Genomic DNA, 26299 nt, shown 5'->3' on the forward strand with positions numbered 1-26299 from the left:
CCTATTTAGCGGGCTGTTTACGTTTCATTGCCCCAACTAAGTTTGACCATGAAGGTCTCAACTACTGAGCCGTTTCAGATTGTTTATTCGCTGCTGGAGCATGAATATCTGGGCTATCTGTTCGAGTCGTACGTGGTGCAGCGCAACGAGCGCGGGCAGCTGACGCTGCTGCACCAGACCGTATCGGGCAAGAACGCGGCTGAGTTTGCCGCCGGCCTCAACGCCACCGATTTCGAGCTGGTCGCCCTCACCGACCAGATTGGCCAGGACGCCGTTATCAAGAAGTTCGGCCCCAAAAAGAAGACCACCCCGGCCGATTTCTTCCTGAAGGTGTACGACCCCGAAAAGGGCGACAAGGCGCTGCAGGAGGCCATCTGCGCCTACGTGCAGGAGCGCCTGGGGCAGATTCTGGCCCGGCTGGCGGGCAAGTGCGTGTTTATTATGGGCCGCGACGGCGAGCCGACCTGGCGCGAGATTTCCCTGGCCCCGGAGCCGGCCTCGGTACTGTTCCATTTCCGGCGCAACGAGGAAAATACCCACTACTTTCCCACCATCCAGTACCAGGGCCAGAAGCTCGACTTTCAGTACAAAAATGCGGTAGTCGTGTGCGAGCAGCCGGGCTGGCTGCTGGTGGGCGACGTGCTGCACAACTTCCGCAACGAGGTAGACGGCAAGAAGCTCAAGCCCTTCCTCAACAAGAAGTTCATCGTTATTCCGCGGCAGGTCGAAGACAGCTACTTCCGCAAGTTCGTGGCCCCGCTGGTCGAGTCGTTCGACGTGCATGCCCGCGGCTTCGATATCCGCTCCGAACGCTACGTGGCCCGGCCCCAGCTCACGTTTTCCGATGCGCCCGCAGCTCCTGCCGCGCCGGCGGCGGCGGGCGTGGCGGCGCCCCGGCCGGGCCGCCGGGCTGCCGGCGCAACCGCTGCGGCCGCGGTTGCCCCGTCCGCCCCGTCCGCCAACCACATCCACTTCGACCTGAGCTTCCGCTACGGCCCCCACACGGTGCCCTCCGACCACGACAAGCGCGTGTGCGTGAAGCTGGAAAAGCAGGCCGACAACTACGTGTTCTACCGCCTCATCCGCGACCTCGACCAGGAGCAGGAAGTGGTGCGCGAGCTGCAGAACCGGGCCCTGGAGGTGCAGGGCGGCCGCGCCATGCTCGACAAGGCCACCGCCTTCCGCTGGCTCCACGACCACACCGACGAGCTGATCCAGCGCGGCTTCACGGTGAAGCAGGGCCGCTCCTCTGGCAAGGACTACTTCATCGGCCCGGTGTCGGTGGAAGTGGGCATCACCGAAACCAACGACTGGTTCGACGTGCACGGGGTGGTGCGCTTCGGCGAGTTTGAGATTCCGTTCATCAAGCTGCGGCCTTACATTCTCAACAAGCGGCCCGAGTTCCGGCTGCCCAACGGCCAGATTGCCATTATTCCGGAAGAGTGGTTTGCGCAGTATCTGGAGCTGTTTGCCTTCGCCGAGGACCACAACGAGGGCCTGAGCTTGCGCAAGCACCATGTGTCGCTGGTGGCCGATCTGCAGAGCGGCAACCTGGCCACCGTGCTGATGTCGCGCAAGCTGGAGCAGCTGCGCGAGTTCGAAATGGTGGCCGAGGAGCCCATGCCGGCCACCTTCCGGGGCGAGTTGCGCCCCTACCAGAAGGCCGGCTACGACTGGCTGCACTTCGTGCAGAACTACCAGTTTGGCGGCTGCCTGGCCGACGATATGGGGCTGGGGAAGACGATTCAGGCGCTGGCCCTGCTGCTGCAGCGCAAGGAAACGGCGGCGGCCAACGGCGCGGCCTCGCTGCTGGTAATGCCCACTTCGCTGGTGTACAACTGGATGACCGAGGCGTTCAAGTTCGCGCCCGGCCTGCGCCTGCTCATCTATACCGGCACCTACCGCGAGAAAGATGTGGCCCAGTTCGCCGACTACGACGTGGTACTGACCAGCTACGGCATTGTGCGCCTCGACATCGAGCTGCTCAAAACCTACCAGTTCGACTACGTGATTCTCGACGAGTCGCAGGCCATTAAAAACCCCGGCTCGACCACCTCGCAGGCCGTGCGCCAGCTGCCGGCCCGCCACCGCCTGATTCTGACCGGCACGCCGGTGGAAAACAGCACCATGGATTTGTGGTCGCAGATGTCGTTCATTAACCCGGGCTTGCTGGGCACGCAGGCTTTTTTCCGCAAGGAATTCCTCAAGCCTATCGAAAAGCACCAGGACGAGGACAAGCGTCGCCGGCTGCACGCGCTCATCAAGCCCTTCATTCTGCGCCGCCACAAGGCCCAGGTGGCCACCGAGCTGCCCGACAAGATTGAAAACCTGAACTACTGCGCCATGACCGACGAGCAGGCGCAGTTCTACGAGGAAACCAAGAGCCACTACCGCAACCTGATTCTGCAGAACCTGGAGGAAACCGGCTCGGCCAACACCCAGTTCGTGCTGCTGCAGGGCCTGACCAAGCTGCGCCTGATTGCCAACCACCCCCGCCTGGCCGACCCGAATTACAGCCACGAGTCGGGCAAGCTGCGCGAGGTGGTGCGCATGATAAAAAGCGTGGTGGCCGAGGGGCACAAGGTGCTTGTGTTTAGCCAGTTCGTTAAGCACCTGGCCCTGGTGCGCACCGCCCTCGACGAGCGGCAGGTGGCCTACGCCTACCTCGACGGCAACACCCGCGACCGGCACGCCGAGGTGCAGCGCTTCCAGGATACGCCCGAGCTGCGCGTGTTCCTCATCAGCCTGAAAGCGGGCGGCGTGGGCCTCAACCTCACGGCCGCCGACTACGTGTTCCTGCTCGACCCCTGGTGGAACCCGGCCGTAGAGGCCCAGGCCGTCGACCGCGCCCACCGCATCGGCCAGGAGCGCACGGTATTCACCTACAAGTTCATCAGCCGCGGCACCGTGGAGGAGAAAATCCTGGCCCTGCAGCGCAAGAAAATCCAACTCGTGACGGACCTGATTTCCACCGACGAAGCCGTCATCAAAAACCTGACAAAGGAAGATATTGAGGAGCTGTTAGCCTAGGTACCAGCCGGCATTTCAAGTAGCTCTATAGGGTATTGCCAGCCCAGGCTACGCCAGTGAGCTATCGGCGCAATGGGTTGAGTAGAGTCTTGTTTACCTTGATAATCTGATTTTTATGCAATTAAAAAAAATTCTGGCTGGCCTGTTGCTGGCAGGTAGCGGCCCGACGCTGGCGCAGCAAGCCGATGCCCCGATGCGGCGCGTGGGAGTGCAGGTGCATTATGGCGCCGTGGGCAACTTTTTCGCCTCCTCGTTCCGTGATACGCCCTACGAGCTACAGCATGTGCGGCTGCTGGGTACGGCGGGTGGGGCCGAGGTTTCGTACCGCGTGGGGCAGCGCGGGACCGTGGCGCTGGGCTACACCCGCAGCGTGAACATGGATGAGAAGCATATTCCCTACCAGTCGACGGTGGGCACAAGATTTACCGATTTTCGGCTGCGCTACGTCAATAATGCTTTTCAGGCCCTGTACGAGCGGGAGCTGACGCCCTATTTCAAAGCCCACGCCGGTCTGCTTTACCTCACTACTGCTTCGCAGACTATCTACCCCGGTCCGCTCAGCCCGTTTGGCTCACCCACGGCCACTATTTACGAAAGCAACCGCGGCAACAGCTACGCCGAGGAAGGTGGCGTAGTGGCCGGGCTGGAATACTCGCGGCCCATTGATACGCGGCTGCGGCTGGGCCTGAAGGTGCGTGGCTACTACCTCATCTCGGTTTCCACCTTCGAGATGCTCACGCTCACGCCTACGCTCACCTACCAACTATAATCGGTGGCGGGGCCGCGCCGGTCCGGGCCATACTTAATTCGACCTGTTACTACTATGGGTTTATTTGATGCTCCCGAGCCGGTCGGCGTTGAAATCAAGGGCCACGCGCTGCGCTGCGTTATCTGCGGCCACAACCGGTTTCACCGCCACAAAATAAGGCTGGACCGCGCCGGCCTGTTTACCTCCGAGTGGTCGGATCCGATGGCCGTGAGCTACGAGTGCGCCAACTGCGCCTACCTACACTGGTTCATGCCGCAGTAAGCCGGGCAATCAATTCATTTCACTGTCCAGTACGAAACAACAGCTGATAGCTCAAAGAACCGGCCGCCGCCCAAACCATGGCCGGGCCTGTTCCAGCTGGCCGGCCACGCGGAACAGCACGTCCTCGGCGCCCAGCGGGGCCACGAACTGCACGCCGCAGGGGAGGCCGTCGGCGGTCCAGTGCAGGGGCACCGACATAGCGGGCTGGCCCGTGAGGTTGACGAACTGGGTGTAAGGCGTTTTTTCGAGGCTCTGCTCGGCCAGCTGCTCCACCAGGCCCGAGCGGCGCATCAGTCCACCCAGCCCGAAGGTGTTTACCAGCTTCAGCAGCAGCTGTTCGGTAGGCTTGGGTTGCAGCTCGCCGATGCGCACCGGCGGCACGGCCAACATGGGCGTGAGCAGCAGGTCATAGGTCTGGTGGAAGCGGCCGAGGCTACGGGCGCAGTCGTTCCAGGAATGGCGGGCGGCGGCGAAGTCGGCCGCCGAGTAAGTGCGGCCCAGCAACCCCAGCAGCCAGGTGGTGGGCTCCACGTCGGCCGGGCGGGCCGGCCGGCCCAGGTGCTGCGCCAGGGCGGCAATGCTGGCCCCGGTTTCGCCGAAGTACAGCATCAGAAACGCCCGCGCCACGGCCTGCCCGTCGAAGGGCAGCGGCACTTCCTCTACGCGGTGGCCCAGGCTTTCGAGCAGCGCGGCGGCCTCGCGCACCGCCGTGGCGCATTCGGGGTGCAGGGGCTTGCCCAGCGGGTGGCCCAGGCTGAAGGCGATGCGCAGTTGGCCCGGCTCACGGCTCACTTCTTCCAGGTAGGGCCGGGCGGGTGGGGGCAGGAAGTAGGGCGCGCCGGGGTCGGGGCCGCAGGTAGCATCGAGCAGGGCCGCGCTGTCGCGCACCGAGCGGCTGAGTACGTGCTCGACGGCCGCGCCCTGCCACTTTTCGCCCTGCTCGGGGCCTGTGGGGTTGCGGCCCCGGCTGGGCTTGAGGCCGAACAGCCCGCAGCAGGCCGCCGGAATCCGGATGGAGCCGCCCCCGTCGCCGGCCCCCGCTACCGGTACGATGCCGGCCGCCACGGCCGCCGCCGCCCCGCCGCTGGAGCCGCCGGGCGTGTGGGCCAGGTTCCAGGGGTTGCGCGTGGGCCCAAACAGGGCGGGCTCGGTCACGCCCATCAGCGCAAACTCGGGCGTGTTGGTTTTGCCCAGCACATTCAGGCCCGCCGCCTGCCAGCGCCGCACTAGCTCAGCATCCTGCGCCGGCACGAAACCCTGCAATGCCCGACTGCCGGAGCTGTGCGGCACGCCCGCGTACTGGGCCCCAAAATCCTTGAGCAGAAACGGCACGCCCCCGAAAGTCCCGGCCGGCAGCCCGGCCGCGGCCCGCGCCTCGGCCGCCTCGTACAGGGGCCGCACCACGGCGTTGAGGCGCGGGTTCACGGCTTCGGCACGGGCCACGGCGGCAGCGCACAGCTCGGCGGCCGTTAGCTGGCCCCGGCGCACGAGGTCGGCCTGGGCAAGGCCGTCGAGCTGGTCGTATTCGGCAAAGGTCATGGGCGGGTCGTTTTTCGTTGATTGTTTTTTGTTGTTCGGACCGGCGACGTTCTTCAGCGCAATTTCCGGGGCTACGCCAACCGGGCCAGCAGGTCGAACAACGGCTGATTCACGTAGTAGTTTGACTTACCCAGCTTGTACTTTTGGAGCAGTCCGCCGGGTGCGGCCAACTGATTCAGGTAGCTGGCCGCAGTCAGCCGGCTTACGCCTAACTCCTGCTGCACGAATTCAATTTTGGTGTACGGATGACGAAAAAGATTATTTAGTAGGTCCTGGCTGTAGAATTTATACTCCCGAAGCCGCTGTCTGGTATGCTGCATCAGCTGCCGCATATCATTAATTAACCGAATGGTTTCGCGGGCAGTCTGCTCGATGCCGGTCAGCATATAAAGCAGCCAGGGTTCCCACTCGCCCGTGTCGCGCACGTGTTGCAGCAGGCGGTAATAATCGGCCTTGTGCCTAATCAGATAGCGGCTGAGGTAGAACACTGGCAATTCCAGCAGCCCCTTGAGGACCAGGTACAGAATATTCAGAATACGGCCGGTTCGGCCGTTGCCATCATAAAACGGGTGGACGCTCTCGAACTGGAAATGCAGCACGGCCATTTTCACCAGCGGATCGGCATCGCTCAGCGAGTCGTCATTCAGGTATTGTTCGAGGTTGCCCATCAGCTCCATGATGGTATCGTAATCCTGCGGGGGGGTAAAAACGACCTCGCCCGTCTGCTGATTTTTAAGGGTAGTACCGGGCAAGCGGCGGTAACCGGCGTTGTTGTGCTCCAGCTCAGCCTGAATGCGGGCTATTTGGTTGACACTCAAAAAGCCCTGTGTCTGCACCAGCTCGAAGCCCAGCCCCAGCGCCGCCGCGTAGTTCTGCACCTCCTTGGTGGCTTGGGTTGGCAGCTCCTCGAGGCGCAATTCAGCCCGGAACAATTCGTCGTGCGTAGTGATGATGTTCTCCACGGCCGAGCTGTCCTTGGCCTCCTGCAAAGGCAGGGTGTTAAGCAGGATTTCCTCGGTCGGAATAATACCCAGCACCCCCTTTAGCTCCGCTAACGCCCGGTGCGCCAGCGTCAGCTTTTTCAGTACCGGGCGGGTTTCCAGTTCCCCGGCGGGGGCAGTGGGGAAGGTTGCCAGTTTAGCGCCATAGAGCAGCTGGTTGAGCAAGAAATAAAGTAACTCATGTAAAGAAACAAGCTTTTGCTTTACATGAAGTCGAATATAAGTATAGAAAATAGCGGTTTGCTTTACATGAAGTCGAACACAAGTATAAAAAATGACTGTTGGCCTTACCTAGACTGACTACCACAAACCCAAAACGCGCCGCCGGAATTGCTTCCGGCGGCGCGTTGCTATCGGGCGCGTTGCTATCGGGCGCGGGGCCTTAGTTTAGGCTCCGGTAGCGCACGCGCTTGGGCTCCACGTCGCCGAGGCGCTTTTTCTTGGCTTCCTCGTAGTCGGAGAAGTTGCCCTCGAACCACACCACTTCCGAGTTGCCCTCGAAGGCCAGGATGTGGGTGGCCAGCCGGTCGAGAAACCATCGGTCGTGGCTGATGATAACGGCGCAGCCGGCGAAGTTCTCCAGCGCATCTTCCAGCGCCCGGATGGCATTCACATCGAGGTCGTTGGTGGGCTCGTCGAGCAGCAGCAGGTTGGCGCCCTGCTTGAGCGTGGAAGCCAGATGCACCCGGTTCCGCTCGCCGCCCGACAGGCTGCCGACTTTCTTTTCCTGGTCGCCGCCCCGGAAGTTGAAGTTGCTCACGAAGGCCCGCGAGTTCACCGGCCGGCCGGCCAGCATCATCGTTTCGGTGCCGCCCGAAATGGTTTCGAACACCGACTTGTTGGGCTCCAGCGTGTCGTGCTGCTGATCCACGTAGGCCGTCTGCACCGTGGGGCCCACCACGAAGGTGCCGGCATCGGGCTGTACCTGGTCGGTGATGAGGCGGAACAGCGTGGTTTTGCCGGCGCCGTTCGGCCCGATAACGCCCACAATGCCGCCCTGGGGCAGCGAGAAGCTCAGGTTGTCAAACAGCAGCTTGTCGCCGAAAGCCTTGCGCAGGCCTTCTACCTCGATTACCTGGGCGCCGAGGCGGGGGCCGTCGGGGATGAACAGCTCCAGCTTCTGCTCCTTTTCCTTGGAGTCCTCGTTCACCATTTTGTCGTAGCCGGCGAGGCGGGCCTTGCTCTTGGCCTGGCGGGCCTTGGGGGCCATGCGCACCCACTCCAGCTCGCGCTGCAGGGTTTTCTGGCGCTTGCTCTCGGTTTTTTCTTCCTGCGACAAGCGGTTGGCCTTCTGCTCCAGCCACGACGAATAGTTGCCCTTCCACGGAATGCCTTCGCCCCGGTCGAGCTCCAGAATCCAGCCGGCCACGTTGTCGAGGAAGTAGCGGTCGTGAGTGACGGCAATGACGGTGCCTTTGTACTGCTGCAAATGCTGCTCCAGCCACAGCACGCTTTCGGCGTCGAGGTGGTTGGTGGGCTCGTCGAGCAGCAGCACGTCGGGCTCCTGCAGCAGCAGGCGGCACAGGGCTACCCGGCGCTTCTCGCCGCCCGAGAGGTTGCCGATGATGGCGTCGGCGTCGGGAGTGCGCAGCGCGTCCATGGCCCGCTCCAGCTTGGAGTCGAGGTTCCAGGCGTCGAGCTGGTCGAGGCGCTCCTGCACGGTGCCCTGGCGCTCCAGCAGCTTGTCGAAATCGGGGTCTTCGCCACCGAAGGCTTCGTTGATTTCCTCGAACTCCTTGAGCAGGGCCACGGTTTCGGCCACGCCCTCCTGCACTACTTCGAGCACCGTTTTGGCCGGGTCGAGCTGGGGTTCCTGCTCCAGGTAGCCCACCGAGTAGCCCGGCGAGAACACCACGTCGCCCTGAATCTGCTTGTCGACGCCGGCAATAATCTTGAGCAGGCTGGATTTACCCGAGCCATTGAGGCCGAGCACGCCGATTTTGGCGCCGTAGAAAAACGAGAGGTAGATATTTTTAAGAACCTGTTTCTGGGGCGGGTACACCTTGGTGACCCCGGCCATCGAGAAAATAATAGTGGGCTGGTCGCTCATATTAAAAGGAAGAAGCTGAAAAAGAAGGGCCTGGCGCGGGCAGCAAGCCCGCCGGGCGGCGTTGTCGGCCTATCAAAGGTAGGCAGCCCGCCCCAACATTCCGCCCGCCGGCGCCGGCTGCTAATCTGGCCAACAAGCCGTAAACTTGTACTTCGTTCTGCCCGCAGTTTTCCTTTCCCACTTAGTTGTTTTCTATCCGATTATGAAATTACCGGCATCCCCCGACCAGCTGCTGGCTCAGGCCCGGCAGTATGGCTACACGGAGGGCGACCAGGTCTGGCTGCGTCCCGTGCTCGATTATCCGGCCCGGCCGGTGGGCCAGGTGAAAGACTCGGCCGAGGCGTCGCTGCGCTACTTTGCCCAGCGCTTCGACCGCTACCAGGCCAAGGTTGAAGAGTTGTTGCGTAGCATTGAAGAGTCGGACAACAAGGGCTCGTTTCTGATGAAAGCCCTGCACCTGAAGGAGCAGGCCGGCAGCTACGACGCGCTGGGCGACTTCGCCGGGCTGTATCAGCAACTCAACGCAGCCGAAGAAGCCATCCAGGCCACCGTGCGGCAGAACCGGGCTAAAAACCTGGCTACCAAAAACAGCCTCATCGAACAGGCCGAGGCCCTGCGCGACACGCTGGACTGGCAGGAAGGCAGCAACCAGCTCAAGGAGCTGCGTCAGGCCTGGATTAAAACCGGGCCGGTGGAAAAGGAGCTGACCGACGAGTTGGAAAAGCGCTTCCAGACCGCCGCCGATGCCTTCTACGCCCGCAAGAAGGATTACCTGGCCGTGAAGAAGGCCATGAACAACCGCACGCTTGAGCAGTACAAAGACCTGATCCGGCGCTCGGAAGCCCTGCAGAACTCCACCGAGTTTGAGGACACCAGCCGCAAGCTGAAAGTGTTGCAGCAGGCGTGGAAGGAAATTGATGGCAGCCTGCCCCGCAAGCAGGCCACCGACCTCTGGACGAGCTTCCGGGCGGCCCACAACCACTTTTTCGAGCGGCTCAAAACCCACATCGAAAGCCAGCGCCAGCAGCCTGCCAGCCCTGGCGTGGCGGGCGGCACCAACAGCAGCGGCGAGGAAAACCTGCGCCGCAAGCGCGCCTTGGTAGCCGAGGCGCAGGAGCTGCTGAAGCGGCCTATGCCCGAAGCGGTGGCCCGGGCCAAAGAGCTGCAGGCGGCCTGGAAACAGGTAGGCCCCGTGCGGGGCGAAGAGTCGGACCAGGTGTGGGAGCAGTTTATTATGGCCTGCGACCGGGTGTTCGAAACCAGCGCCCTCGACTACTACATGCGCAAACGGCAGGCCGCCGACCCCGCCGCGCCCGCCCCCACGCCGGCCGCCGAGGCGGCGCTGCGGGTGCAGGCCCTGCGCGAGTTCATCCGCCTCGATCAGCAGGAGCGGCAGGTGCTGGCCGACAACCTCGACAAGCTCAGCCCCAGCCCCGCCAACGACACGTTCCGGACACTGTTGCAGAGCAAAATCAGAGCGTTCGACCGCAAAATCAGAACCAAGAACGACCTGATTGTCATGTATCAGGCGGCGGCCGGGCGCTGAGGCCGGGGCCGGTCGGGCGGCCGGGCTTAACCTTCGCGGCGGATTTACGTTGTCGTCAGCAATTGCGCCGGCGTACCTTTGCGCAGCGACCTGGAGGTAGTTCTGACAGGCCCGCGGTATCGGCCGGGTTTTTGCGGACGGCGCTCCGCGTTTTTGACCATTTTTTTAGTAGCTCTTTAGTAGCACACACGCTTATGTACTGGACCCTCGAACTGGCTTCGTATCTGGAAGATGCCCCCTGGCCCGCCACCAAGGATGAGCTCATTGATTACTCCATCCGCTCGGGTGCCCCGATGGAGGTGGTAGAAAACCTGCAGGCCCTGGAAGACGACGGCCAGCCCTACGAAAACATTGAAGAGGTTTGGCCCGACTACCCGACCAAGGAGGACTTTATGTTCAACGAGGACGAGTACTAGGGTTTTAGAAGTGAGATACCAGACATGAGAAGTGAGACTGTTCGTGTTTGACAGGCACTTGTTGCTGAACGAACTTTCAACTTCTCACTTCTCATGTCTGACCTCTCACCTCTCCACATAGAAAACCTGATTGCGGGGTACGGACGACGAGTCCTGCTCCGCAATTTGTGTTTTACGGTACCCGAACCGGCCTTCGTGGCCGTTATCGGGCACAACGGCTGCGGCAAAACCACGCTGCTGCGCGCCCTCACCGGCCAGATTCCGTACGAGGGCACCGTGACCGTGAACGGGCACAACCTGCGCACCGTGCGCCGGCCCGCGGCGGCCGGGCTGCTGGCCCACCTGCCCCAGCGGGCCAGCGTCGAGTTTTCGCTGCCGGTGCGCGAGCTGGTCGTGATGGGCCGCTTCCGCCACCACCGTTTCCTGGGCGCCTACTCGGCCACCGATTACGCCCTGGCCGATACGGCCCTGGCCCGCGTGGGCGCCGCCCATCTGGCCGACCGGGACTTCACGCTGCTTTCGGGCGGCGAGCAGCAACTGGTGTGGCTGGCCCAGCTCAGCCTGCAGAATGCCGCCCTGTGCCTGCTCGACGAGCCCACCCAGCAGCTCGACGTGTACTACCGCCGCCGGGTATTCGGGCTGTTGCACGAGTGGGTGATACAGGAGGGCAAAACCGTGCTCTGCATCACCCACGACCTCGACAACCTCGCCACGCTGCCCGGCTACCTGCTCAACCTCTCGCGCCCCGAACCCCGCCTGCAGCCGTTGTCGGCCGGGGTGGTGGCCACCGAGCGGGCCTACCTGGAAAGCGAGGCGAGCTTCGGGGCCGTGAATGAATAAAGCCAGCCCCCGAACCGGAAGCTGGCTTTACGTGTGCCTGTTGAATCCCTTACCGCCCGGCTTGCGGGGCCAGTGCCACGCCGCCGTTAGTGGGCCGCGTCAGCCTGGGTCTGCAGGTCGAACAGAGTCGTGAGCACCTGCAGCAGCGGGGTGCTGTTGCCCCGCTGGCGGGCGGTTCCCAGCCGCTGGGCCAGCCCCTGCACTACCCGCTGCACCAGCGCGGTCGTCAGCTCATCGAGCGAATCGGTCTGCTCGGCGGAGAGCCGTCTGCCGAAGCGCCGCAGCTCTTCCTGCCGCAGCTGCTCCAGCGCCTGCGTCAGCTGCTGAATGGTGGAGGTGCCGGTTTCGGCAGCGGGCAGACAAAGCGGATCGGAGAGCAGAGACACAAGCGGATTGGTAGTAGATGACTGGATAGCAACAGTATAGTAGCGGGCTTAGTGGCCTACTACGTCGTTGTACATGTTGTCGATGATGACGTACAGCTCGGCCTTGTCGTTGGCCGACACCTTGTTGCTGTTGAGCGAAGCTTCGAGCTGCTCGCGCCACACGCTGAACTCCTTGGCCGTAACGCCCATGCCGCGATGGGCCGTGAGCATGCTCAGGCCTTTGTAGGTAAGCGGGCCGCCGGTAGCCTCACCCAGCTGATCGACGAAGTTGTTGCGCAGCCGCTGCAGGCGGGTCGGATCGGTCGGAGCCTGGCCGTTCACGCCATTTACGGCATCGAGCATGGGCTTGTGCGAACGAAGCATCACCGAGTTGGGCACGGCCGTTTCGGCACCCACGTTGGCTATCAGGCCGTCCACGATGCTGGCGATGCCCTCCGTTTTACCCAGGCGGTCATAGAGGGTAGGAGCGGCAGCTTCTTCTTTGCCGCCGCAGGCTCCCAGCAGCAGGGAGCAGGCCAGCAGGCCGGTTGCGAGTAGGTTTCTGTTCATAAAAGTAAGTAGGTAAGCGAAAGAGTAAGGAGCAGGAAAATCAACCGGAACGCAGCAGCCCGCCGCGCTACAGGCGCACGAAAAGCCGACGCAGGTTGAAGGCAAAGCGCAGCCGTTCGAGGGCCTGCACGTAGCCCGGCGGCACCGGGCACTGCCGGGCGGCGGCCTCGGCGCTGAGTTCGGGCTGCGGCAGCGCACTCAGGTTCAGGCGCTGCTGCAGCTGCCCGGCGCTAAGCTCGGCCGGGCGGTAGGCCAGCGTGAGCAGCTGCTTTTCGGGGCGCACGGCGCAGGCCGTTACGCCGGGCAGGGCCAGCGCCCGGGCCTGCAATTGCTCGGCCGCCGCGCCCGGCTGCAGGTCGGGCGCCGTCAGGGTAACAAACTCGGTGACGGGGGTGAACTCGTGCAGGCTGGGCTCCTGCCAGCTGCCCCAGGCAACCAGCGTCAGCAGCACCAGGGCCCCGGCCAGCTTGGCTTTCAGCCAGCGGAAACGACGACTTGTCCTCATGCCGGAAAGCTTAAATCTGCGACTTGAGGGTGAAATTGCGGGCTACTGTGAAGCCAAAGTACAGGTCGCCGGAGAAGAACTTGCCGGTGGTTTCGGGCACGAAGAACTTTTCCGTCATGCCCAGCGAGTTGGTCACGTGCAGCTGGAAAATGTGGCCGCCCGTTTCCAGATCGACGCCCAAACCCAGCGCGTTGCGGAAGTTGCTGGCCGTGTTGCCCGGAAACAGGTAGTAGTAATCGGCCGTGAGAGCCGTGCGCTTCGTGATTTTCTGGCGCAGGCCGCCGCCCAGCGCGTACACGTCGTTCTGCTCGCTTGGCGTGGCCACGTAGTTGCGGTGGATGAGCGTGGGCATGAGCTGCACCGACAGGTTGGGGCTGAACTTGCGGGCAATCAGGGCCTGGTAGGCGTAGGTAACCCGCGAGGCCGTAGAGCGGTCCTCCGCCCCGGGGTTACGGTTGAACTTGAGCGTGGTGATGGCCGACGAGGCAAACAGCGTCACTGATACGGGCATGGCCCGCGCGCCGGTTGTCTGCCGGATGGCGCGGTACTTCACCGAGCCGTCGTAGGTTTTTTCCTGCGAGCTGCGGCCCAGGCCGATGGTCAGCCGGTCAGTCAGGCCGTACTCGAAGCCCAGCCGCAGCACGGCCTGGTCGAGGCCGAAGAAGTTGTAGGCGCCGCTGTTAAGCGTGCCGAAGCGGTGCTGAATCAGGAAGGCCAGCGTGCCCTCGCCCGGCGTTTCTACCGACTGCGAGTTGATGATGTGCGTGGCCTTGAACGTGGCCGCTACCACCTCACGCTTCTCGGGGTTAGTGGTCTGGGCATCAAGCTGGCCGAGCAGGTCGGTGGTCTGGGCCAGGGCGGCCGGGGCCAGCAGCAGGCTCAGCCCGAGCCCGAAAATGGATACAGATGTTTTCATCTAAAAGCAGTTGCAGAAGTAAGAGTTAGTTGGCCGCCCGCCCTGCGTTGGGAACTACCGGGTCGGCAATGAGCACCACCCGGATGCGGACTATCTTGGCAATGTTTTCGCGCACCAGGAGCGGCACTTCGATGTTGTAATCGGCTGGGGCTACGTTGAAGGTGGCAAAGGCCTGTAACTGCCCGCTCTTGAGTTCGAGCGTGGCCGGAACCGCCACCCGCCGCGTTACGCCGTGCAGCGTCAGGTCGCCCTCGGCGCGCACCGTGTGCGAGCCCGGCGTGGCCAGCTGCGCCAGGTTGGCATCCACAAACCGACCGGTAAATGTCGCTCGCGGGTACTTGTCCGATTCCATGTAGTTCTCGTTGAAGTGCTCCTGCATGAGGGTGCGCTTGAAGGTGAACTCCTTGATGGGAACCACAAAAGCAAACTGGTTGCTGGTCAGGTCGATGATGGAGGCCGTGGCATTGTTGATGGCCTCAATGTCCTCGATGATACTGGTCGAGAAGAAGCTCACCCGGCCTTCCTTGGTCATGAAACGGCCCTGGGCGTAGCTGCGCGGTGCGGCGCCCAACACCAACAGGAGCAGCAGGGTGCCCAGCAGCCGCGGCGCGCCCGGGGCCCCCGCCGCGCGCGTAAGCGGGGTGGCGGCAGAGGAAAATGTCCGGAAAATGAACACCCGCCGCGCTTAGTTATTGGGCTGGCCGGCCTCAATCCAGGCCTTTATTTTGGCGATGTCGCACACGGCCAGCTTGGCGCCGCTCTTAGGCATGGGGTCGAAGCCGGGCGCGTGCTGCACCGAGCCCAGCAGCAGGCTGGCCGACTGGTTCTTAATTCCCTGGTAGGTGCTGTAGTCGTTGCCGCCGCCCAGCGTCTGGTACACGGTAGCCCCGTGGCAGCTGCGGCAGTTGGTGTCGAAAATGGGCGAAATGTCGCGGGCGTAGCTGACGGCTTCGGTGGCCGTCGGGCACGGGCTGGGCACCTCCCCGGTCGAGTACGTGCAGCCGCTGGCTACTGCCGTTAGCAGCACGGCCAGCGCCGCACCAATGCCTGCCAGAGAAGAAGTAAAAGGTATGTTCATATCGTGTTGTAGGGGAGCCACCGGCTGTAATCCCGATTTGGGAATTGCACGCCTTTTATTGTCGTTTCAGGCCCTCTGAAAGCCTGCAGACAGGCTGCAACTTTGGGCTTGAGTTCTCAAAGATGGATTGGGTGGCTCGTATGCGCTAGCACGATTCGATAAGACGCTCGTTTCTCTCGTTGAATGTGTGGAAAGTATCTGTCAAAAAAACCACATTAACTTAAATGAGCACAATTATCCAAGCATGGGAATGCTAACGCAGTACGTTTTGCTATCCATCGGCACCAAGCAAAAAGCCCTGCCGGCCACGTGGCTGGCGGGGCTGCCCAAATAAAAATCAGCGCTTTATGGTTACCGCCGCCGCCCCGGCCGGCGGCGCAGCACGTGCCAGATGGAGCGCAGGAAGGGCCAGGGCGTAACCGAGTTCATGATCTGGAAATTCGCCTTCCAGCTGCTGCGCTCATCCAGAAAATCGAAAACCCGGTCGACGGGGTTGCGCTGGAAAAGCTGGCTGAAAATGTCGCGCGTCAGCTCGCCCCGGCGCTGCATAATATCGAGCAGCAGGGTGTCGAAAAGCCGGAATTGCCACTGGTCGCCGGTGCTGTGCCGGGGAGGGCGGCCGGTGGCAGCCAGCGCCTGGGTCAGGCGGGCCGAGTGGGCCAGAATGCGCTTGAAGGCGTAGCCGCTGCTGGGCTTGGCGCGCCCGGCCCGGGTGCCCAGGTTCAGCACGTGCTTCCCCTGCTGCAGGGGAAGCGGGTGGTCGGTCATCGGAATAGCGCCCACTTCTTCGGCCGTTATGCGGTAGTGGCCGGCGCCGGGCAGCGCGGCCAGGTAGCGGCGCAGTTCGGTTTCGTACTCGGCCTTGGCCAGCGGCGTTTCCGAAAACAGGGTGTACTCGACCAGCGCCCGGCGCGGGCTAAAGGGCAGCACGTACATAAACCGTACCTCCTGGCCCTGCTCGCCCCGGAAGTCCATGAACTCGGCCGTGGTGGGGTCGAAGGCGTCGTGCTCGGTTTCCACTTCCCAGCCCACGAAGTGCTGGAGCAGGTAGCGGTGGCTGGGGCGGCGCAGTTCCCGTAGCTGGGGCGGGCGGCTGTCGAAGGCATAGCGGGCCGTGAACTCGCCCGCGGGCGTGCCGGCCCGCGCACCGGTGGGCGTGCTGGCCAGCTCCTGCACCGTGGTGCGCAGCCAGGTGAACTGCGGGTTGCCGGTGAGCATCTGCCGCACGAAGCGGTAGAAATCCAGCCCCCGAATCATCTTGTAGCGGTAGCGCTCCGGGGCCAGTACCCGCTCGAAGTTGGGGCTGCGGAAGGCCAGTTTTGCCCATTCGTGGGCTACAATGCCGTCGAAAAGCGTGGGCGCATCGGCCCAGAACGACCAGGTGCGGTCGTTCTGGTCTTTGGCCTCGGGCTCCAGAATCAGCACCCGCTTGCCCGTGAGCCGTGGCTCCTGGCTGATGTGGTAGGCCAGACTCAGCCCGGCTGCCCCGCCGCCCACAATCAGGTAGTCGTAGTCGCGCACTAGGGCAGGCGTTTCGGCAAGGGCGGCAGGGGCGGCAGAATTCGGCATACAAAAGGCAAAAGCGCGACGCGCGAAAAGCAAACCAAGCTACGCACAAAAAAGCCGCTGCCGAAGCAGCGGCTTTCGAAAGCCCCGGAAAGCCGGAATGTTCAGCCGTTCAGCCGACCCGCATCAAAAGTGAAGCAGTGCCTCACCCGCCAGCCAGTCAAAAAATCAGCGCAATCACAGCTAATCAGCGCAAATCAATGATTTAGAAGTTCGGCGACAGCAGGTACTTGCCGTAGAAGTCATCAATGATTTTTACGGCGTCCTCCGACGTATCAACCAAGTGTACCAGGTCCATGTCTTCGGGCGAGATATTGCGCTCGTCGCCCAGCATCACGTCCTCAATCCAGCTGAACAGGCCCTGCCAGTACTTGGTGCCCACCAGCACGATGGGGAAGCGGCCGATTTTCTTGGTCTGGATGAGCGTAATGGCCTCGAACAGCTCGTCGAGGGTGCCGAAGCCGCCGGGCATGCCAATGAAGCCCTGCGCGTACTTCACAAACATCACCTTACGGACGAAGAAATAGTCGAAGTTGATGATTTTATCGGGGTCGATGTAGATGTTGTTGAACTGCTCGAAGGGCAGCTCGATGTTGAGGCCCACCGACTTACCGCCCTCCGAGTGGGCGCCCTTGTTGCCGGCCTCCATGATGCCGGGGCCGCCGCCCGTGATGACACCGTAGCCGTGGCGCACGAGCTTGGCCGCAATTTCCTCGGCCATCAGGTAGTAGGGGTTGTCGGCCTTGGTGCGGGCCGAGCCGAAAATGGACACGCAGGGGCCGATTTTCGACATCTTCTCGAAGCCCTCCACGAACTCGGCCATCACCTTGAAGATTTGCCAGGAGTCGGCAATCTTAATCTCGTTCCAGTCCTTATCAACAAAGGCTTTGCGAATGCGCTGCTCGTCTTCCACCTGCACCGTCCGCTCGCCGTGGGTTTGTTCGCGGATGTCGCTGATGGTCTTGACCTTGTTGTCGTTGACGTTGGGCTGAACGATGGTCTGGCCGCTGCCGGCGTTGAGCGCCTGGTCAGACGCTTTGGTTTTACTGTCTTTCTGGAGTTTCGACATGGGAATTCAAGGGAAAAATGAGGCGCAAACCCGCCCGCCCCGGACCCGGAAGAACGTCCGGACCGGGCAGTGCGCACCGGAAAAAGCAAACGGGTAAATAAGGTAAGCAAAAAGGAAGGCCGCCCTCACGAAAAGGAGGCCGACCTTACATAGCGGTTCGCAAGATAATGATTTGTGGGTGATGGGGGAGGAGGTGATGGGGTTATGAGGTGAGGGAGATGATAGAGGACCTGTCATCCTGAGCGCAGCGAAGGACCTTATCAAGTGAGCCCGGGTCGCTAGTACGGTCGTTCAAGCGTGATAAGGTCCTTCGCTGCGCTCAGGATGACAGATCCTCTATCATCTCCCTCACCCTATTACCCTATTACCCTATTACCCCATCACCCCTACTTAGCCCTAATGGCAATAACGGGGTCGAGGTTGGCGGCCAGCACGGCCGGCACGATGCCCGCTACCACCCCAATCAGCACCGATACGGTGAGGCCCAGGGCAATGCGCCCGCCGCTCATGAACAGCGGCAGCGAATCCTGCGGGATGAGCGTAACCAGCCACACCAGCAGCAGGCCCGCCGCTCCGCCCAGCAGGCACAGAAACACGGCCTCGAACAGGAACTGGAAGAGAATGAAGTAGTTTTTGGCCCCCAGCGACTTCTGGATGCCGATGATGTTGGTGCGCTCCTTCACCGACACGAACATGATGTTGGCAATGCCGAAGCCGCCCACCAGCATGGCAAACGAGCCAATAACGCCCCCGGCCACGCCCAGAATCGAGAACAGGCCCGAAATGGCGCTGGCCAGCATTTCGGGCCGGTTGAGCACGAAGTTGTCGTCTTCGCGGGGCTTGAGGCCGCGGATGTTGCGCATCAGGCCCTTCACCTCGTATTCGAGGTCGAGCAGGCCGGGGTCGGTGTCGAGGCCCTTGATGCCGATGGTGGCCGACACGCCGCTGCCGGTGCCGGGGTTGATGGCGAATATCTTGGAGAAGGCCCCGAACGGAATGAACGTGTTGGTGTCGTTGCTCTTGATTTCGAGCAGGCTCTTGCCGGCTTTTTCCATCACCCCAATCACCGTGAAGCGCTGGCCGCGGGTTTTAAACTCCTGGCCCAGCGCCGAGCGGCCCGGAAACAGGTTGGCGGCAATATCATAGCCGATGATGGCCACGTTGCGGGCGCCCTCCACCTCCTGCTGCGTAAAGTAGCGGCCCTCGGCCACGGGCACGTCCGAGATGGTGCGGTACTCGTAGCTCACGCCCTGCATAAAGGCGTCGTCGATGCTGTTGGAGCCGGCTTTGAAGGTGTTGCCCGATTTGCTGGCGAAAATGGCGACGCCCGCGTTGTTGGGGCCCAGCTGCTTCTGCAGCAGCCGGTACTCGCGCACGCTGGGCACGGGCCGGTTGAAGTACTTCCACCAGGCAAAGTTGGGCTCGAACACCCAGGGCCACTTGTCCACGTAAATCACCTTGTCGCCCACGAAGCTCATGCTGCTGCGGATGTTTTTTTCGAGCGAGTCGACCACCGTAAACACGGCAATGATGGCGAAAATGCCCACCGTAACGCCCAGCAACGACAGCACGGTGCGCAGCAGGTTGCCCTTCAGCGCCTCCCAGGCAAAGCGAAAACTCTCAAGCGTCAGGCGAATGGCTTTCATAGAATCGGGGAGCTGGGCGGAGCAAAGGAATTAAACGGAAAGAGCCATGCTGAACAGGTGGCGGATGGAGCCAGGAGGCGGAACGAAGCCGAATCGGCGGCAATACCAACCAAGCGTCGGGCTTCCTGTTACAGGAGAGGTGCTTCGACTGTGGCTCCGCACGCCCCCGCTTCTTTTCCTGCCTGCCAAGTGGGCGCAAGGAGGGCAATTAATGTTTCCGGGCGAAAATTAACTATTAATCCGGCAATTATCCGTACTTTTGCGGCTCGATTTTTTTACTAGTTTCCCCAACTATTGCCCTGTCTGGCCCATGAAGCTTTCTGAGTTCAAATTCGAATTGCCCGAGAATCTGGTGGCCCAGCACCCGGCCAAAAACCGCGACGAGTCGCGCCTGATGGTGCTGCACCGGGATAGTGGCAAAATCGAGCACCGCTCTTTCAAAGACATCCTGGAGTACTTCGACGAAGGCGACGTGTTTGTGGTGAACGACACGAAGGTGTTTCCGGCCCGCATGTTCGGCAACAAGGAAAAAACCGGCGCCCAGATCGAGGTATTTCTGCTCCGCGAGCTGAACACCGAAATTCACCTCTGGGATGTGCTCGTGGACCCGGCCCGCAAAATCCGGGTGGGCAACAAGCTCTACTTCGGCGAGTCGGATATGGTGGCCGAGGTAATCGACAACACCACGTCGCGCGGCCGCACCATCAAGTTTCTCTACGATGGCCCGCCCGAGGACTTCTACAAGGCCCTTTACAGCCTGGGCGAAACCCCGATTCCGAAGGAGTTCATCACCCGCGACACCGAGGCGGCCGACAAGGAGCGCTACCAGACGATTTACGCCAACAACATCGGCGCCGTGGCTGCCCCTTCGGCCGGCCTGCACTTCACCCGCGAGGTAATGAAGCGCCTGGAAATCAAGGGTATCGAGGTGGCGCCGGTAACGCTGCACATCGGCCTGGGTACCTTCCGCACCGTGGATGTGGAGGACCTGACCAAGCACAAGATGGACTCGGAGAACTTCGTGGTGCCCGGCACGACTGCCGTGGTGGTAAACAAGGCCCTCGATGCCAAGAAGCGCGTTTGCGCCATCGGCACCACGGCCATGCGGGCCATGGAGTCGTCGGTTTCGGCCCACACCCGCCTCAAGGCCAACGAGGGCTGGACCGACCGGTTCATCTTCCCGCCCTACGATTTCAAAATTGCCAACGCCCTGCTCACCAACTTCCACACCCCGGAGAGCACGCTGATGATGATGGCCTCGGCCTTCGCCGGCCACGATCTGCTGATTGAGGCCTACAAGCTGGCTATCAAGGAGAAGTACCGCTTCTTCAGCTACGGCGACGCCATGCTGATCATCTAACTTTTCAGGTCTCAGGCTATCGTCCTGCCGTTTGAAACAGGCTACGCCGGCTGCTACTTTCACGAGTAGCAGCCGGCGTTTTTTGTGCCGATTGCCTTATTTGCGCCCTACGCCGTTGCCATGAACCAGTCTGAAGCCGCCAGCCCCCCAAACCCCAAAGGTCCCGTTACTGCCCGCTACGCCATCATTGTGGCGGGCGGCAGCGGCACGCGCATGGGCGCCGACCGGCCCAAGCAGTTTCTGGCGCTGGCCGGCGAGCCGGTGCTGCTGCACACGCTGCGCCGCTTCGCCGACCCCGCCCTGGGCATAAGCGAGCTGGTGGTGGTGCTGCCGGCCGGGCAGCTGGAAACCTGGCAGGCGCTGTGCGCGCAGTACGCGGTGCAGATTCCGCACGCGCTGGTGGTGGGCGGAGCCACCCGCTGGGCCTCGGTGCGCGCCGGCCTAACCCACCTGGCCGACCAGGAAGGCGGCGTGGTGGCCGTGCACGATGGCGTGCGCCCCCTCACGCCCCGCGCTGTGATTGAGGCCACCTACCAGGCCGCCCACAACCATGGCGCCGCCGTCGCGGCCGTGGTTCCCAAAGATTCGGTGCGCAACCTCAGCCAGCAGGGCAGCTACGCCCTCAACCGCGCCCGCCTGCGCCTCGTGCAAACCCCGCAGTGCTTCAGTCTGGCCCTGCTGCGCCGCGCCTACCAGCTGCCCGAGCTCAGCACTTTCACCGACGACGCCAGCGTGGTGGAAGACCTGCACCCCATTCAGCTGGTGGAAGGTGACTACCGCAACCTCAAAATCACGACGGCCGAAGACTTGTACGTGGCCGAGGCGTTGTTGCGGAGTGAAGTGAGCTTATAAGAAGAACGTCATTCAGCGCGAAGCGAAGAATCTCGCGGGCTGATGTTGTGCCAGTAGCCTACTGTCAGCCCGCGAGATTCTTCGCTTCGCTCTGAATGACGTTTCTTTGCTTACCAACTTACTACTGCACTAATGTCTTTACTCTACGACGTGCGCCCCGATGGCGTGGCCACCATCACGCTCAACCGCCCCGACGTTTTTAATGCCTTTGATGATGCCCAGAGCTACGAGCTGCAGGACGCGCTGAAGCAGGTGGCGCGCGACGCCAGCGTGCGGGCCGTGGTGCTCACGGGTGCCGGCCGGGCCTTCTGCTCGGGCCAGGACCTAAAGGCCAGCCGCGAGGCCGAGGCCGCCGAGGGCCAGCCGCGCTCCTTCTACGACTCGCTGCACAAGCGCTATAACCCCATCATCCGGGCTATGCGGGCGCTGCCTAAACCCATTGTGTGCCGCCTGAATGGGGTGGCCGCCGGCGCCGGCTGCTCGCTGGCCCTGGCCTGCGACGCCATTGTGGCCTCGTCGGAGGCCTCGCTGATTGAGGTGTTCATCAACATCGGGCTGGTGCCCGACTCCGGCTCGTCGTGGTTTCTGCCCCGGCTGGTGGGTACGCTCAAGGCTTTCGAACTGTGCACGCTGGGCTCGAAGGTAACGGCCGAGGAGGCCCTCCGCCTGGGCCTGGTGAACCAGATGGTAGCGCCCGAGCAGCTCGATGAGGCCACCTACGCCCTGGCCGCCCGCTACGCCGCCGCGCCTACCCAAAGCATCGGCCTCATCAAGCAGATGCTCAACAAGGCCGCCACCGCCACGCTCGACGAAATGCTCGACTACGAGGCCCACTGCCAGCAGATTGCCGGCGAGTCGGGCGACTACCGCGAGGGAGTGCAGGCCTTCCTGGAAAAGCGCAAGCCCGAATTTAAGGGGAAGTAAACAGGCCTTCCTCCGGTGGCCCGTTCTTGAAAAAAGCCCCGTAATACGCTGGTATTACGGGGCTTTCTTTACTGAATCGACGAATTGTCAGGGCTGAATATAATCCATATCGATGGTGCCGCCACTGTAGCGGCCGCCAACCCAGAGTGCTTTACCATCTCTGTCGCGTATAAACTCCAAACTGAAGGGGTAGACGCCGTTACAGCCCTCTGTGCCAATTATTACTTGCTCGGGCGTCCAGTTCATCTGACGAGCGTACAGGAAGGCTTCTCTTTTAATACGAGCCGAGATGGTGCTGGTCGGCGCTACGCATGGTGAAGTAGAGCCGCCGCCACTGCCGCCGCCAGAGCAGTCGCCGCCGGGACACTCAGGTGCGACACTGTTAGCCGATTGCTTAGCGGTGATTGGCGCCGCTGCTTCAGGTGTAATCGAGCAACTGGCTAGCGCCAGCATGCCTAAGCCTGATAAAATGTGGGTGAAGCTGTTTTTCTTCATAGCAGAATGGATGTGAAAGTGTGAGAGGATAAGCCAATGTATTATTGTTTTTTCATTTAAATGCTGATTTAAATATATTATTTATAAAAAATCCTCCCAATCAGTCGTTTTTATTAAATTCTGCTTAAAAAAGTGGACTTCACTAACCCACGCAAGGGTGGTAGTGAAGCCCATTCTTTCGGTGGAAACCGGGAAGCTCACATGCCGCCCCCGACGCGGATGGTGCGGGTAGCGCCGTTGACGGTGATGGAGGCCAGATTGTCGCAGGCCTGGGTGCCGCTGGGGTCGTAGTTGAGCAGGGCCTGCTTGTCCTTGTCGGTTACAATGGCCACTGTGCCGGCCACAAACGTGCGGGCGCAGCCGGGCTGGAATTTCTTGAGCAGCGGCTGGGCGATGGTAGCGGTGTAGCCCACGCCTTTGCGGTTGGTGCCGCTGGTCTGGCCGGTTACGGTATATTCATCGTCGGTGAGCGTGCGGGTGCCCTGGCCGGCGGTGCGGGTGTAAGTGCGGCTGGCGGTCCAGGAGTGCGTGCCGGTGGGCGTGCTGATGCTGGCGTTCTGCACCACCAGGCTCCAGGAGCCGCCGCCGAGGCCGGTGATGGTGCGGGTACCGGTGTGCTGGTTGTCGTTGCGGTAATAATCGACGAGCGTAATGGTTTTGGTGGCGCCGGCTTCGCGCAGCGGGCCATTGAAAACCGTCACGATTTTGCCGCGCCGGGCCACGCCGTTGGGCCCTACGCAGTTGGTGGGGCCGAAATCGAGGGTGAGCGTGCGCGTAGCGGCATCGTAGGTGCGCGTCAGGCAGCGGCCGGCCAGGCGGGCGAGGTCGTCGGCTTCGGCGGCGGGGCTGTTGGGGGTGGCGGCCTCAGTGGGGGCGGCGGCATCGGTCAGGTCGGCCAGAGCGGCGGTTTCGTCCTCGGCCAGGCTCTGGTCCTGGGCCGATAGCTCGGTGGCGGTGGGAGCGGGGCTCGTCTGCGAGTCGCTGGCCTTGTCGCAGGCGGGCAACAGCAGGGTGGAGCCGGCCAGGGCGGCCATGCTCAAAAGGCGGAAGGTGGGGCGCTTCATGAGGAAGAGAAAAATGAAAGAGTGAAAGAGGAACTGGCAAACCGGTTTTCGGCGGTTAGAGGCAGCCCCGGTCAAAAAGTTTAAGGCTTCGGGGAACTTATTTTGCCCGCCCGCCCGCCAACCCGATTCCGTGGGCCGCGTATAGGCGCAGATACTTCTTTGTTTCTCAACCTCCTGATCTGATGCTATTTTCCCGTGCTGCTTGTCTTATGTTACTGCTGCCGGCCCTGGCGGCCTGCTCGGGTTCCGCCAGCAACAACGACCCCGTATTCGATGCAAAATTTCAAAACGAGAAACGCATAAACGAGCAGAACATTACCAAGCGCCAGATTACGGATGCTTCCATGGTCGTGGAAATGGCCAGCTACCAGATGGAGATGCTCGAAATGAGCCAGATTGCCCAGCGCAAGGCCACCTCGGCCGATGCCAAGTACGTGGCCCAGAACGTCATCAACCAGGTCGGTCCGCTGCTTAATGAGGTGCAGGCGCTGGCCCGGCAGAAAAACCTGGTGCTGCCTACCGGCCTGGGCGAGAGCCAGGCCCGGCAGGTGGGCGAAATGACCGCCCTCAACGGTGCCGCCTTCGACCAGAAGTTTGAAGAGTCGCTGACCCGCACCCTTAAGAAGGCCCTCGACACCAACGAAAGCCTGCAAACCGACTCGTACGACACCGATCTGCCCCCCCTGGCGGCCCGGCAAAAGGCGGTGCTGGAAGACCTGAAGCGGGCCGCCGACGACCTTCACAGCAAGCTCAAACCTTAATTCTACCTCCCCCGTTTATTGTTTTCATCGCTTTTTCCAACCTTATGAAACTGAGCTTCTTCTCCTGCCTGGCCCTGGCGGCCACCCTCGCCCTGGGCAGCTGCAACACCGAAACCCGCACCGATGGTACCGCCGGTGAAGCCGTGAGCGACATCGATAACGCCGCTGACCAGGGCGGGGTGAAGGCCGATGCCGTGGTGATTGACAACAACGCCGGCCCTACCGTAACCGCCAACGCCGACTCGGCGCTGGCCGCCGATACCACCATGAGCCGCTAAACCGGCCGCTTGTCCGCACTTGCTCTTTCACCACTATTTATTTCCAACCCAACCAAATCCATTTATGAAACTCTCTTTTTCAGCCGTGCTAAGCGCCGGCGCCCTGTTGGCCGTTACGGCCTGCAACCCCACCACCGACACCACCACCACGACTACTGCCACCGACACCACCGCCATGAATGATGGCATGGTGGCCGACACCATGATGGATGCCGGCAACCCGGCCGCCATGATGACGGACGAGGACTTCATGAAGATGGTCGCCACCGGCGGCCACAACGAAATGGGCCTCAGCAAGCTGGCCATGGATAAAGGCGTGAGTGGCGCCGCCAAGGAGTACGCCAGCATGATGGTAGCCGACCACACCAAAGCCGGCAGCGAGCTGGAGCCGATTGCCAAAAGCAAAAACGTGATGCTGCCCACCGACATGGACGCTGAACACATGGCCCTGAAGGCCGAAATGGAAAAGCTCAGCGGCGAGCCACTGGCCCAGAAATACGCCCAGCAGATGGTAACCGACCACCAGAAAACGGTGGACGCATTCCAGAGCGAAATCCAGAACGGCAAAGATGCCGAAGTGAAGGCTTTTGCTACCAAAGTGCTGCCTACCATTCAGGCACACTTGGAGAAAGCCAAGCAACTGCCCGGTGCCATGGGCATGTAGGCTTAGCCGGTTAAGATGAACTAGAAAGCCGCTACGCCTTCCGGCGTGGCGGCTTTTTTTGTTTCTGGTGCGTCAAGTCTGCCCGGCCACACCCGCCGCGAAGAGGCATTCAGGCATTTTGGAGTAACTGGCGCTAAGCTGGATAACGCTGGTTGACAGAAGGTTATCGGAAAAACGCTGAAGTTCTATTTCAGCGCGTTGGGCGGCTACTCTCCGCTAAGTATACCATAATGGATGGCAAAAAGTCCTTTGCACGAGCACGACGCCCTCCAGTATCCCGACCTTGACCTGTGGCGTGCCCTGGTCCCGGTCAGCGCTTTCGTCCGGAGCCTGCTGCTGATTGCCGCCTTCAGCTGGCCCTGCCTAAGCCGGTACAGCCTGCTGTATCTGGGCACTGATGGGGCCCTGCAACCGCCCTTATCAGCGGCGGTTGCGCGCGTACCATGCCTGAACCGTTTCGGGCAGGCGGTTAAACGCGGCGGGCTCCGTCTGTTTACTTGGTAGCCGCTGCCTGCCGGGGCAACTGACCAACTGCGTCTTTGGTTGAAGTAGCCGCATCGTTTGCGGGCAGCTGAGTGGTTTTTTCTGGCGCAGCGTTGGCGACGGTCAGTGAGGCGTTGGCTTGGGGAACAGAGGTCGGGTTGGTGCCGGGCTTAGGCGGGCCGGTGATGATGGCAATGGCGAGCAGAGCAGGGAAAACCAGAACTTTCATAGGGCAGGAAGAGGAATAGAAG

Annotated in this window: 27 protein-coding genes; 12 read left to right on the forward strand and 15 right to left on the reverse strand. The window is 61.8% G+C overall.

All coding sequences use genetic code 11. From position 1 onward, the window contains the following. The first annotated feature begins 48 nt into the window (after positions 1-48). The 3 genes from BMY67_RS17510 to BMY67_RS17520 all read left to right on the forward strand — a co-directional run bounded on the left by BMY67_RS17510 (position 49) and on the right by BMY67_RS17520 (position 4060). Positions 49-3030, forward strand: coding sequence for a DEAD/DEAH box helicase (locus BMY67_RS17510; RefSeq protein WP_092774081.1), 2982 nt, complete (start codon positions 49-51; stop codon positions 3028-3030). A 115-nt stretch (positions 3031-3145) separates the two neighbouring features. Continuing rightward, positions 3146-3799: a hypothetical protein gene (locus BMY67_RS17515; RefSeq protein WP_092774082.1), complete on the forward strand. Its 654-nt coding sequence runs from the start codon at positions 3146-3148 to the stop codon at positions 3797-3799. A gap of 54 nt (positions 3800-3853) precedes the next feature. Beyond that, the gene (locus BMY67_RS17520) at positions 3854-4060 is read left to right on the forward strand and encodes a hypothetical protein (protein ID WP_092774083.1); all 207 of its coding nucleotides are present in this window, start codon (positions 3854-3856) and stop codon (positions 4058-4060) included. A 51-nt stretch (positions 4061-4111) separates the two neighbouring features. On the opposite strand, the gene BMY67_RS17525 is transcribed toward BMY67_RS17520, so the two are convergent. From BMY67_RS17525 to ettA, 3 genes are all read right to left on the reverse strand, one after another. Then, positions 4112-5599 (reverse strand): amidase, encoded by a 1488-nt coding sequence (locus BMY67_RS17525; RefSeq protein WP_092774084.1) that lies wholly within the window; start codon positions 5597-5599, stop codon positions 4112-4114. A 71-nt stretch (positions 5600-5670) separates the two neighbouring features. After that, the gene (locus tag BMY67_RS17530; protein WP_245745083.1) at positions 5671-6765 is read right to left on the reverse strand and encodes a Fic family protein; all 1095 of its coding nucleotides are present in this window, start codon (positions 6763-6765) and stop codon (positions 5671-5673) included. Between the two features lie 217 nt (positions 6766-6982). Further along, positions 6983-8650 (reverse strand): energy-dependent translational throttle protein EttA, encoded by a 1668-nt coding sequence (gene ettA, locus BMY67_RS17535; protein WP_092774086.1) that lies wholly within the window; start codon positions 8648-8650, stop codon positions 6983-6985. A 202-nt stretch (positions 8651-8852) separates the two neighbouring features. On the opposite strand from ettA, the gene BMY67_RS17540 reads away from it, so the two are divergent. The 3 genes from BMY67_RS17540 to BMY67_RS17550 all read left to right on the forward strand — a co-directional run bounded on the left by BMY67_RS17540 (position 8853) and on the right by BMY67_RS17550 (position 11452). Beyond that, entirely contained in the window at positions 8853-10196 is a 1344-nt protein-coding gene (locus BMY67_RS17540; protein WP_092774087.1) for a DUF349 domain-containing protein, read from the forward strand. 194 nt (positions 10197-10390) lie between these two features. Continuing rightward, on the forward strand, positions 10391-10612 hold the full coding sequence (locus BMY67_RS17545; RefSeq protein ID WP_019948259.1) for a DUF2795 domain-containing protein: 222 nt from the start codon (positions 10391-10393) through the stop codon (positions 10610-10612). Between the two features lie 93 nt (positions 10613-10705). Further along, entirely contained in the window at positions 10706-11452 is a 747-nt protein-coding gene (locus BMY67_RS17550; protein ID WP_245745084.1) for an ABC transporter ATP-binding protein, read from the forward strand. Positions 11453-11538: 86 nt separating this feature from the next. On the opposite strand, the gene BMY67_RS17555 is transcribed toward BMY67_RS17550, so the two are convergent. The 9 genes from BMY67_RS17555 to BMY67_RS17595 all read right to left on the reverse strand — a co-directional run bounded on the left by BMY67_RS17555 (position 11539) and on the right by BMY67_RS17595 (position 19167). After that, positions 11539-11838, reverse strand: a complete 300-nt coding sequence (locus BMY67_RS17555) for a hypothetical protein (RefSeq protein ID WP_177189907.1) — start codon at positions 11836-11838, stop codon at positions 11539-11541. A 48-nt stretch (positions 11839-11886) separates the two neighbouring features. Then, on the reverse strand, positions 11887-12387 hold the full coding sequence (locus tag BMY67_RS17560) for a group I truncated hemoglobin (RefSeq protein WP_092774090.1): 501 nt from the start codon (positions 12385-12387) through the stop codon (positions 11887-11889). A 67-nt stretch (positions 12388-12454) separates the two neighbouring features. Beyond that, positions 12455-12892, reverse strand: a complete 438-nt coding sequence (locus BMY67_RS17565; RefSeq protein ID WP_092774091.1) for a hypothetical protein — start codon at positions 12890-12892, stop codon at positions 12455-12457. Between the two features lie 10 nt (positions 12893-12902). Beyond that, positions 12903-13808 carry a DUF5777 family beta-barrel protein gene (locus BMY67_RS17570; RefSeq protein WP_092774092.1) on the reverse strand — a complete coding sequence of 302 codons (906 nt, stop codon included), beginning with the start codon at positions 13806-13808 and terminating at the stop codon, positions 12903-12905. 25 nt (positions 13809-13833) lie between these two features. Further along, positions 13834-14484, reverse strand: a complete 651-nt coding sequence (locus BMY67_RS17575; protein WP_245745085.1) for a YceI family protein — start codon at positions 14482-14484, stop codon at positions 13834-13836. A 9-nt stretch (positions 14485-14493) separates the two neighbouring features. After that, the gene (locus tag BMY67_RS17580; protein ID WP_092774093.1) at positions 14494-14886 is read right to left on the reverse strand and encodes a hypothetical protein; all 393 of its coding nucleotides are present in this window, start codon (positions 14884-14886) and stop codon (positions 14494-14496) included. Between the two features lie 351 nt (positions 14887-15237). Continuing rightward, positions 15238-16455, reverse strand: a complete 1218-nt coding sequence (locus tag BMY67_RS17585) for a lycopene cyclase family protein (protein WP_092774094.1) — start codon at positions 16453-16455, stop codon at positions 15238-15240. 202 nt (positions 16456-16657) lie between these two features. Beyond that, complete coding sequence (locus BMY67_RS17590; protein ID WP_092774095.1) at positions 16658-17521, reverse strand: LOG family protein; 864 nt, start codon at positions 17519-17521, stop codon at positions 16658-16660. Positions 17522-17907: 386 nt separating this feature from the next. After that, positions 17908-19167: an ABC transporter permease gene (locus BMY67_RS17595; protein ID WP_092774096.1), complete on the reverse strand. Its 1260-nt coding sequence runs from the start codon at positions 19165-19167 to the stop codon at positions 17908-17910. Positions 19168-19477: 310 nt separating this feature from the next. On the opposite strand from BMY67_RS17595, the gene queA reads away from it, so the two are divergent. From queA to BMY67_RS17610, 3 genes are all read left to right on the forward strand, one after another. Continuing rightward, positions 19478-20527, forward strand: coding sequence for a tRNA preQ1(34) S-adenosylmethionine ribosyltransferase-isomerase QueA (gene queA, locus BMY67_RS17600; RefSeq protein WP_092774097.1), 1050 nt, complete (start codon positions 19478-19480; stop codon positions 20525-20527). Positions 20528-20647: 120 nt separating this feature from the next. Then, positions 20648-21379 (forward strand): 2-C-methyl-D-erythritol 4-phosphate cytidylyltransferase, encoded by a 732-nt coding sequence (locus BMY67_RS17605; protein WP_092774098.1) that lies wholly within the window; start codon positions 20648-20650, stop codon positions 21377-21379. A 132-nt stretch (positions 21380-21511) separates the two neighbouring features. Next, the gene (locus BMY67_RS17610) at positions 21512-22303 is read left to right on the forward strand and encodes an enoyl-CoA hydratase-related protein (protein WP_092774099.1); all 792 of its coding nucleotides are present in this window, start codon (positions 21512-21514) and stop codon (positions 22301-22303) included. 87 nt (positions 22304-22390) lie between these two features. Here the strand turns inward: BMY67_RS17610 and BMY67_RS19180 are convergent, their stop codons facing one another. Continuing rightward, positions 22391-22798, reverse strand: a complete 408-nt coding sequence (locus tag BMY67_RS19180; protein ID WP_143069908.1) for a hypothetical protein — start codon at positions 22796-22798, stop codon at positions 22391-22393. Between the two features lie 197 nt (positions 22799-22995). Then, entirely contained in the window at positions 22996-23862 is an 867-nt protein-coding gene (locus tag BMY67_RS17615; protein ID WP_092774100.1) for a hypothetical protein, read from the reverse strand. A 209-nt stretch (positions 23863-24071) separates the two neighbouring features. Between BMY67_RS17615 and BMY67_RS17620 the strand changes: the two genes are divergently transcribed. From BMY67_RS17620 to BMY67_RS17630, 3 genes are all read left to right on the forward strand, one after another. Continuing rightward, positions 24072-24623 (forward strand): DUF4142 domain-containing protein, encoded by a 552-nt coding sequence (locus tag BMY67_RS17620; protein ID WP_177189908.1) that lies wholly within the window; start codon positions 24072-24074, stop codon positions 24621-24623. A gap of 44 nt (positions 24624-24667) precedes the next feature. Continuing rightward, on the forward strand, positions 24668-24901 hold the full coding sequence (locus BMY67_RS17625; protein ID WP_092774102.1) for a hypothetical protein: 234 nt from the start codon (positions 24668-24670) through the stop codon (positions 24899-24901). A 64-nt stretch (positions 24902-24965) separates the two neighbouring features. Then, positions 24966-25565, forward strand: a complete 600-nt coding sequence (locus tag BMY67_RS17630; protein WP_092774103.1) for a DUF4142 domain-containing protein — start codon at positions 24966-24968, stop codon at positions 25563-25565. A gap of 493 nt (positions 25566-26058) precedes the next feature. On the opposite strand, the gene BMY67_RS17640 is transcribed toward BMY67_RS17630, so the two are convergent. Further along, the gene (locus BMY67_RS17640) at positions 26059-26277 is read right to left on the reverse strand and encodes a hypothetical protein (protein WP_092774105.1); all 219 of its coding nucleotides are present in this window, start codon (positions 26275-26277) and stop codon (positions 26059-26061) included. Positions 26278-26299: the final 22 nt, after the last annotated feature.

The organism is Hymenobacter actinosclerus, from assembly GCF_900111515.1.
Lineage (GTDB): Bacteria > Bacteroidota > Bacteroidia > Cytophagales > Hymenobacteraceae > Hymenobacter > Hymenobacter actinosclerus.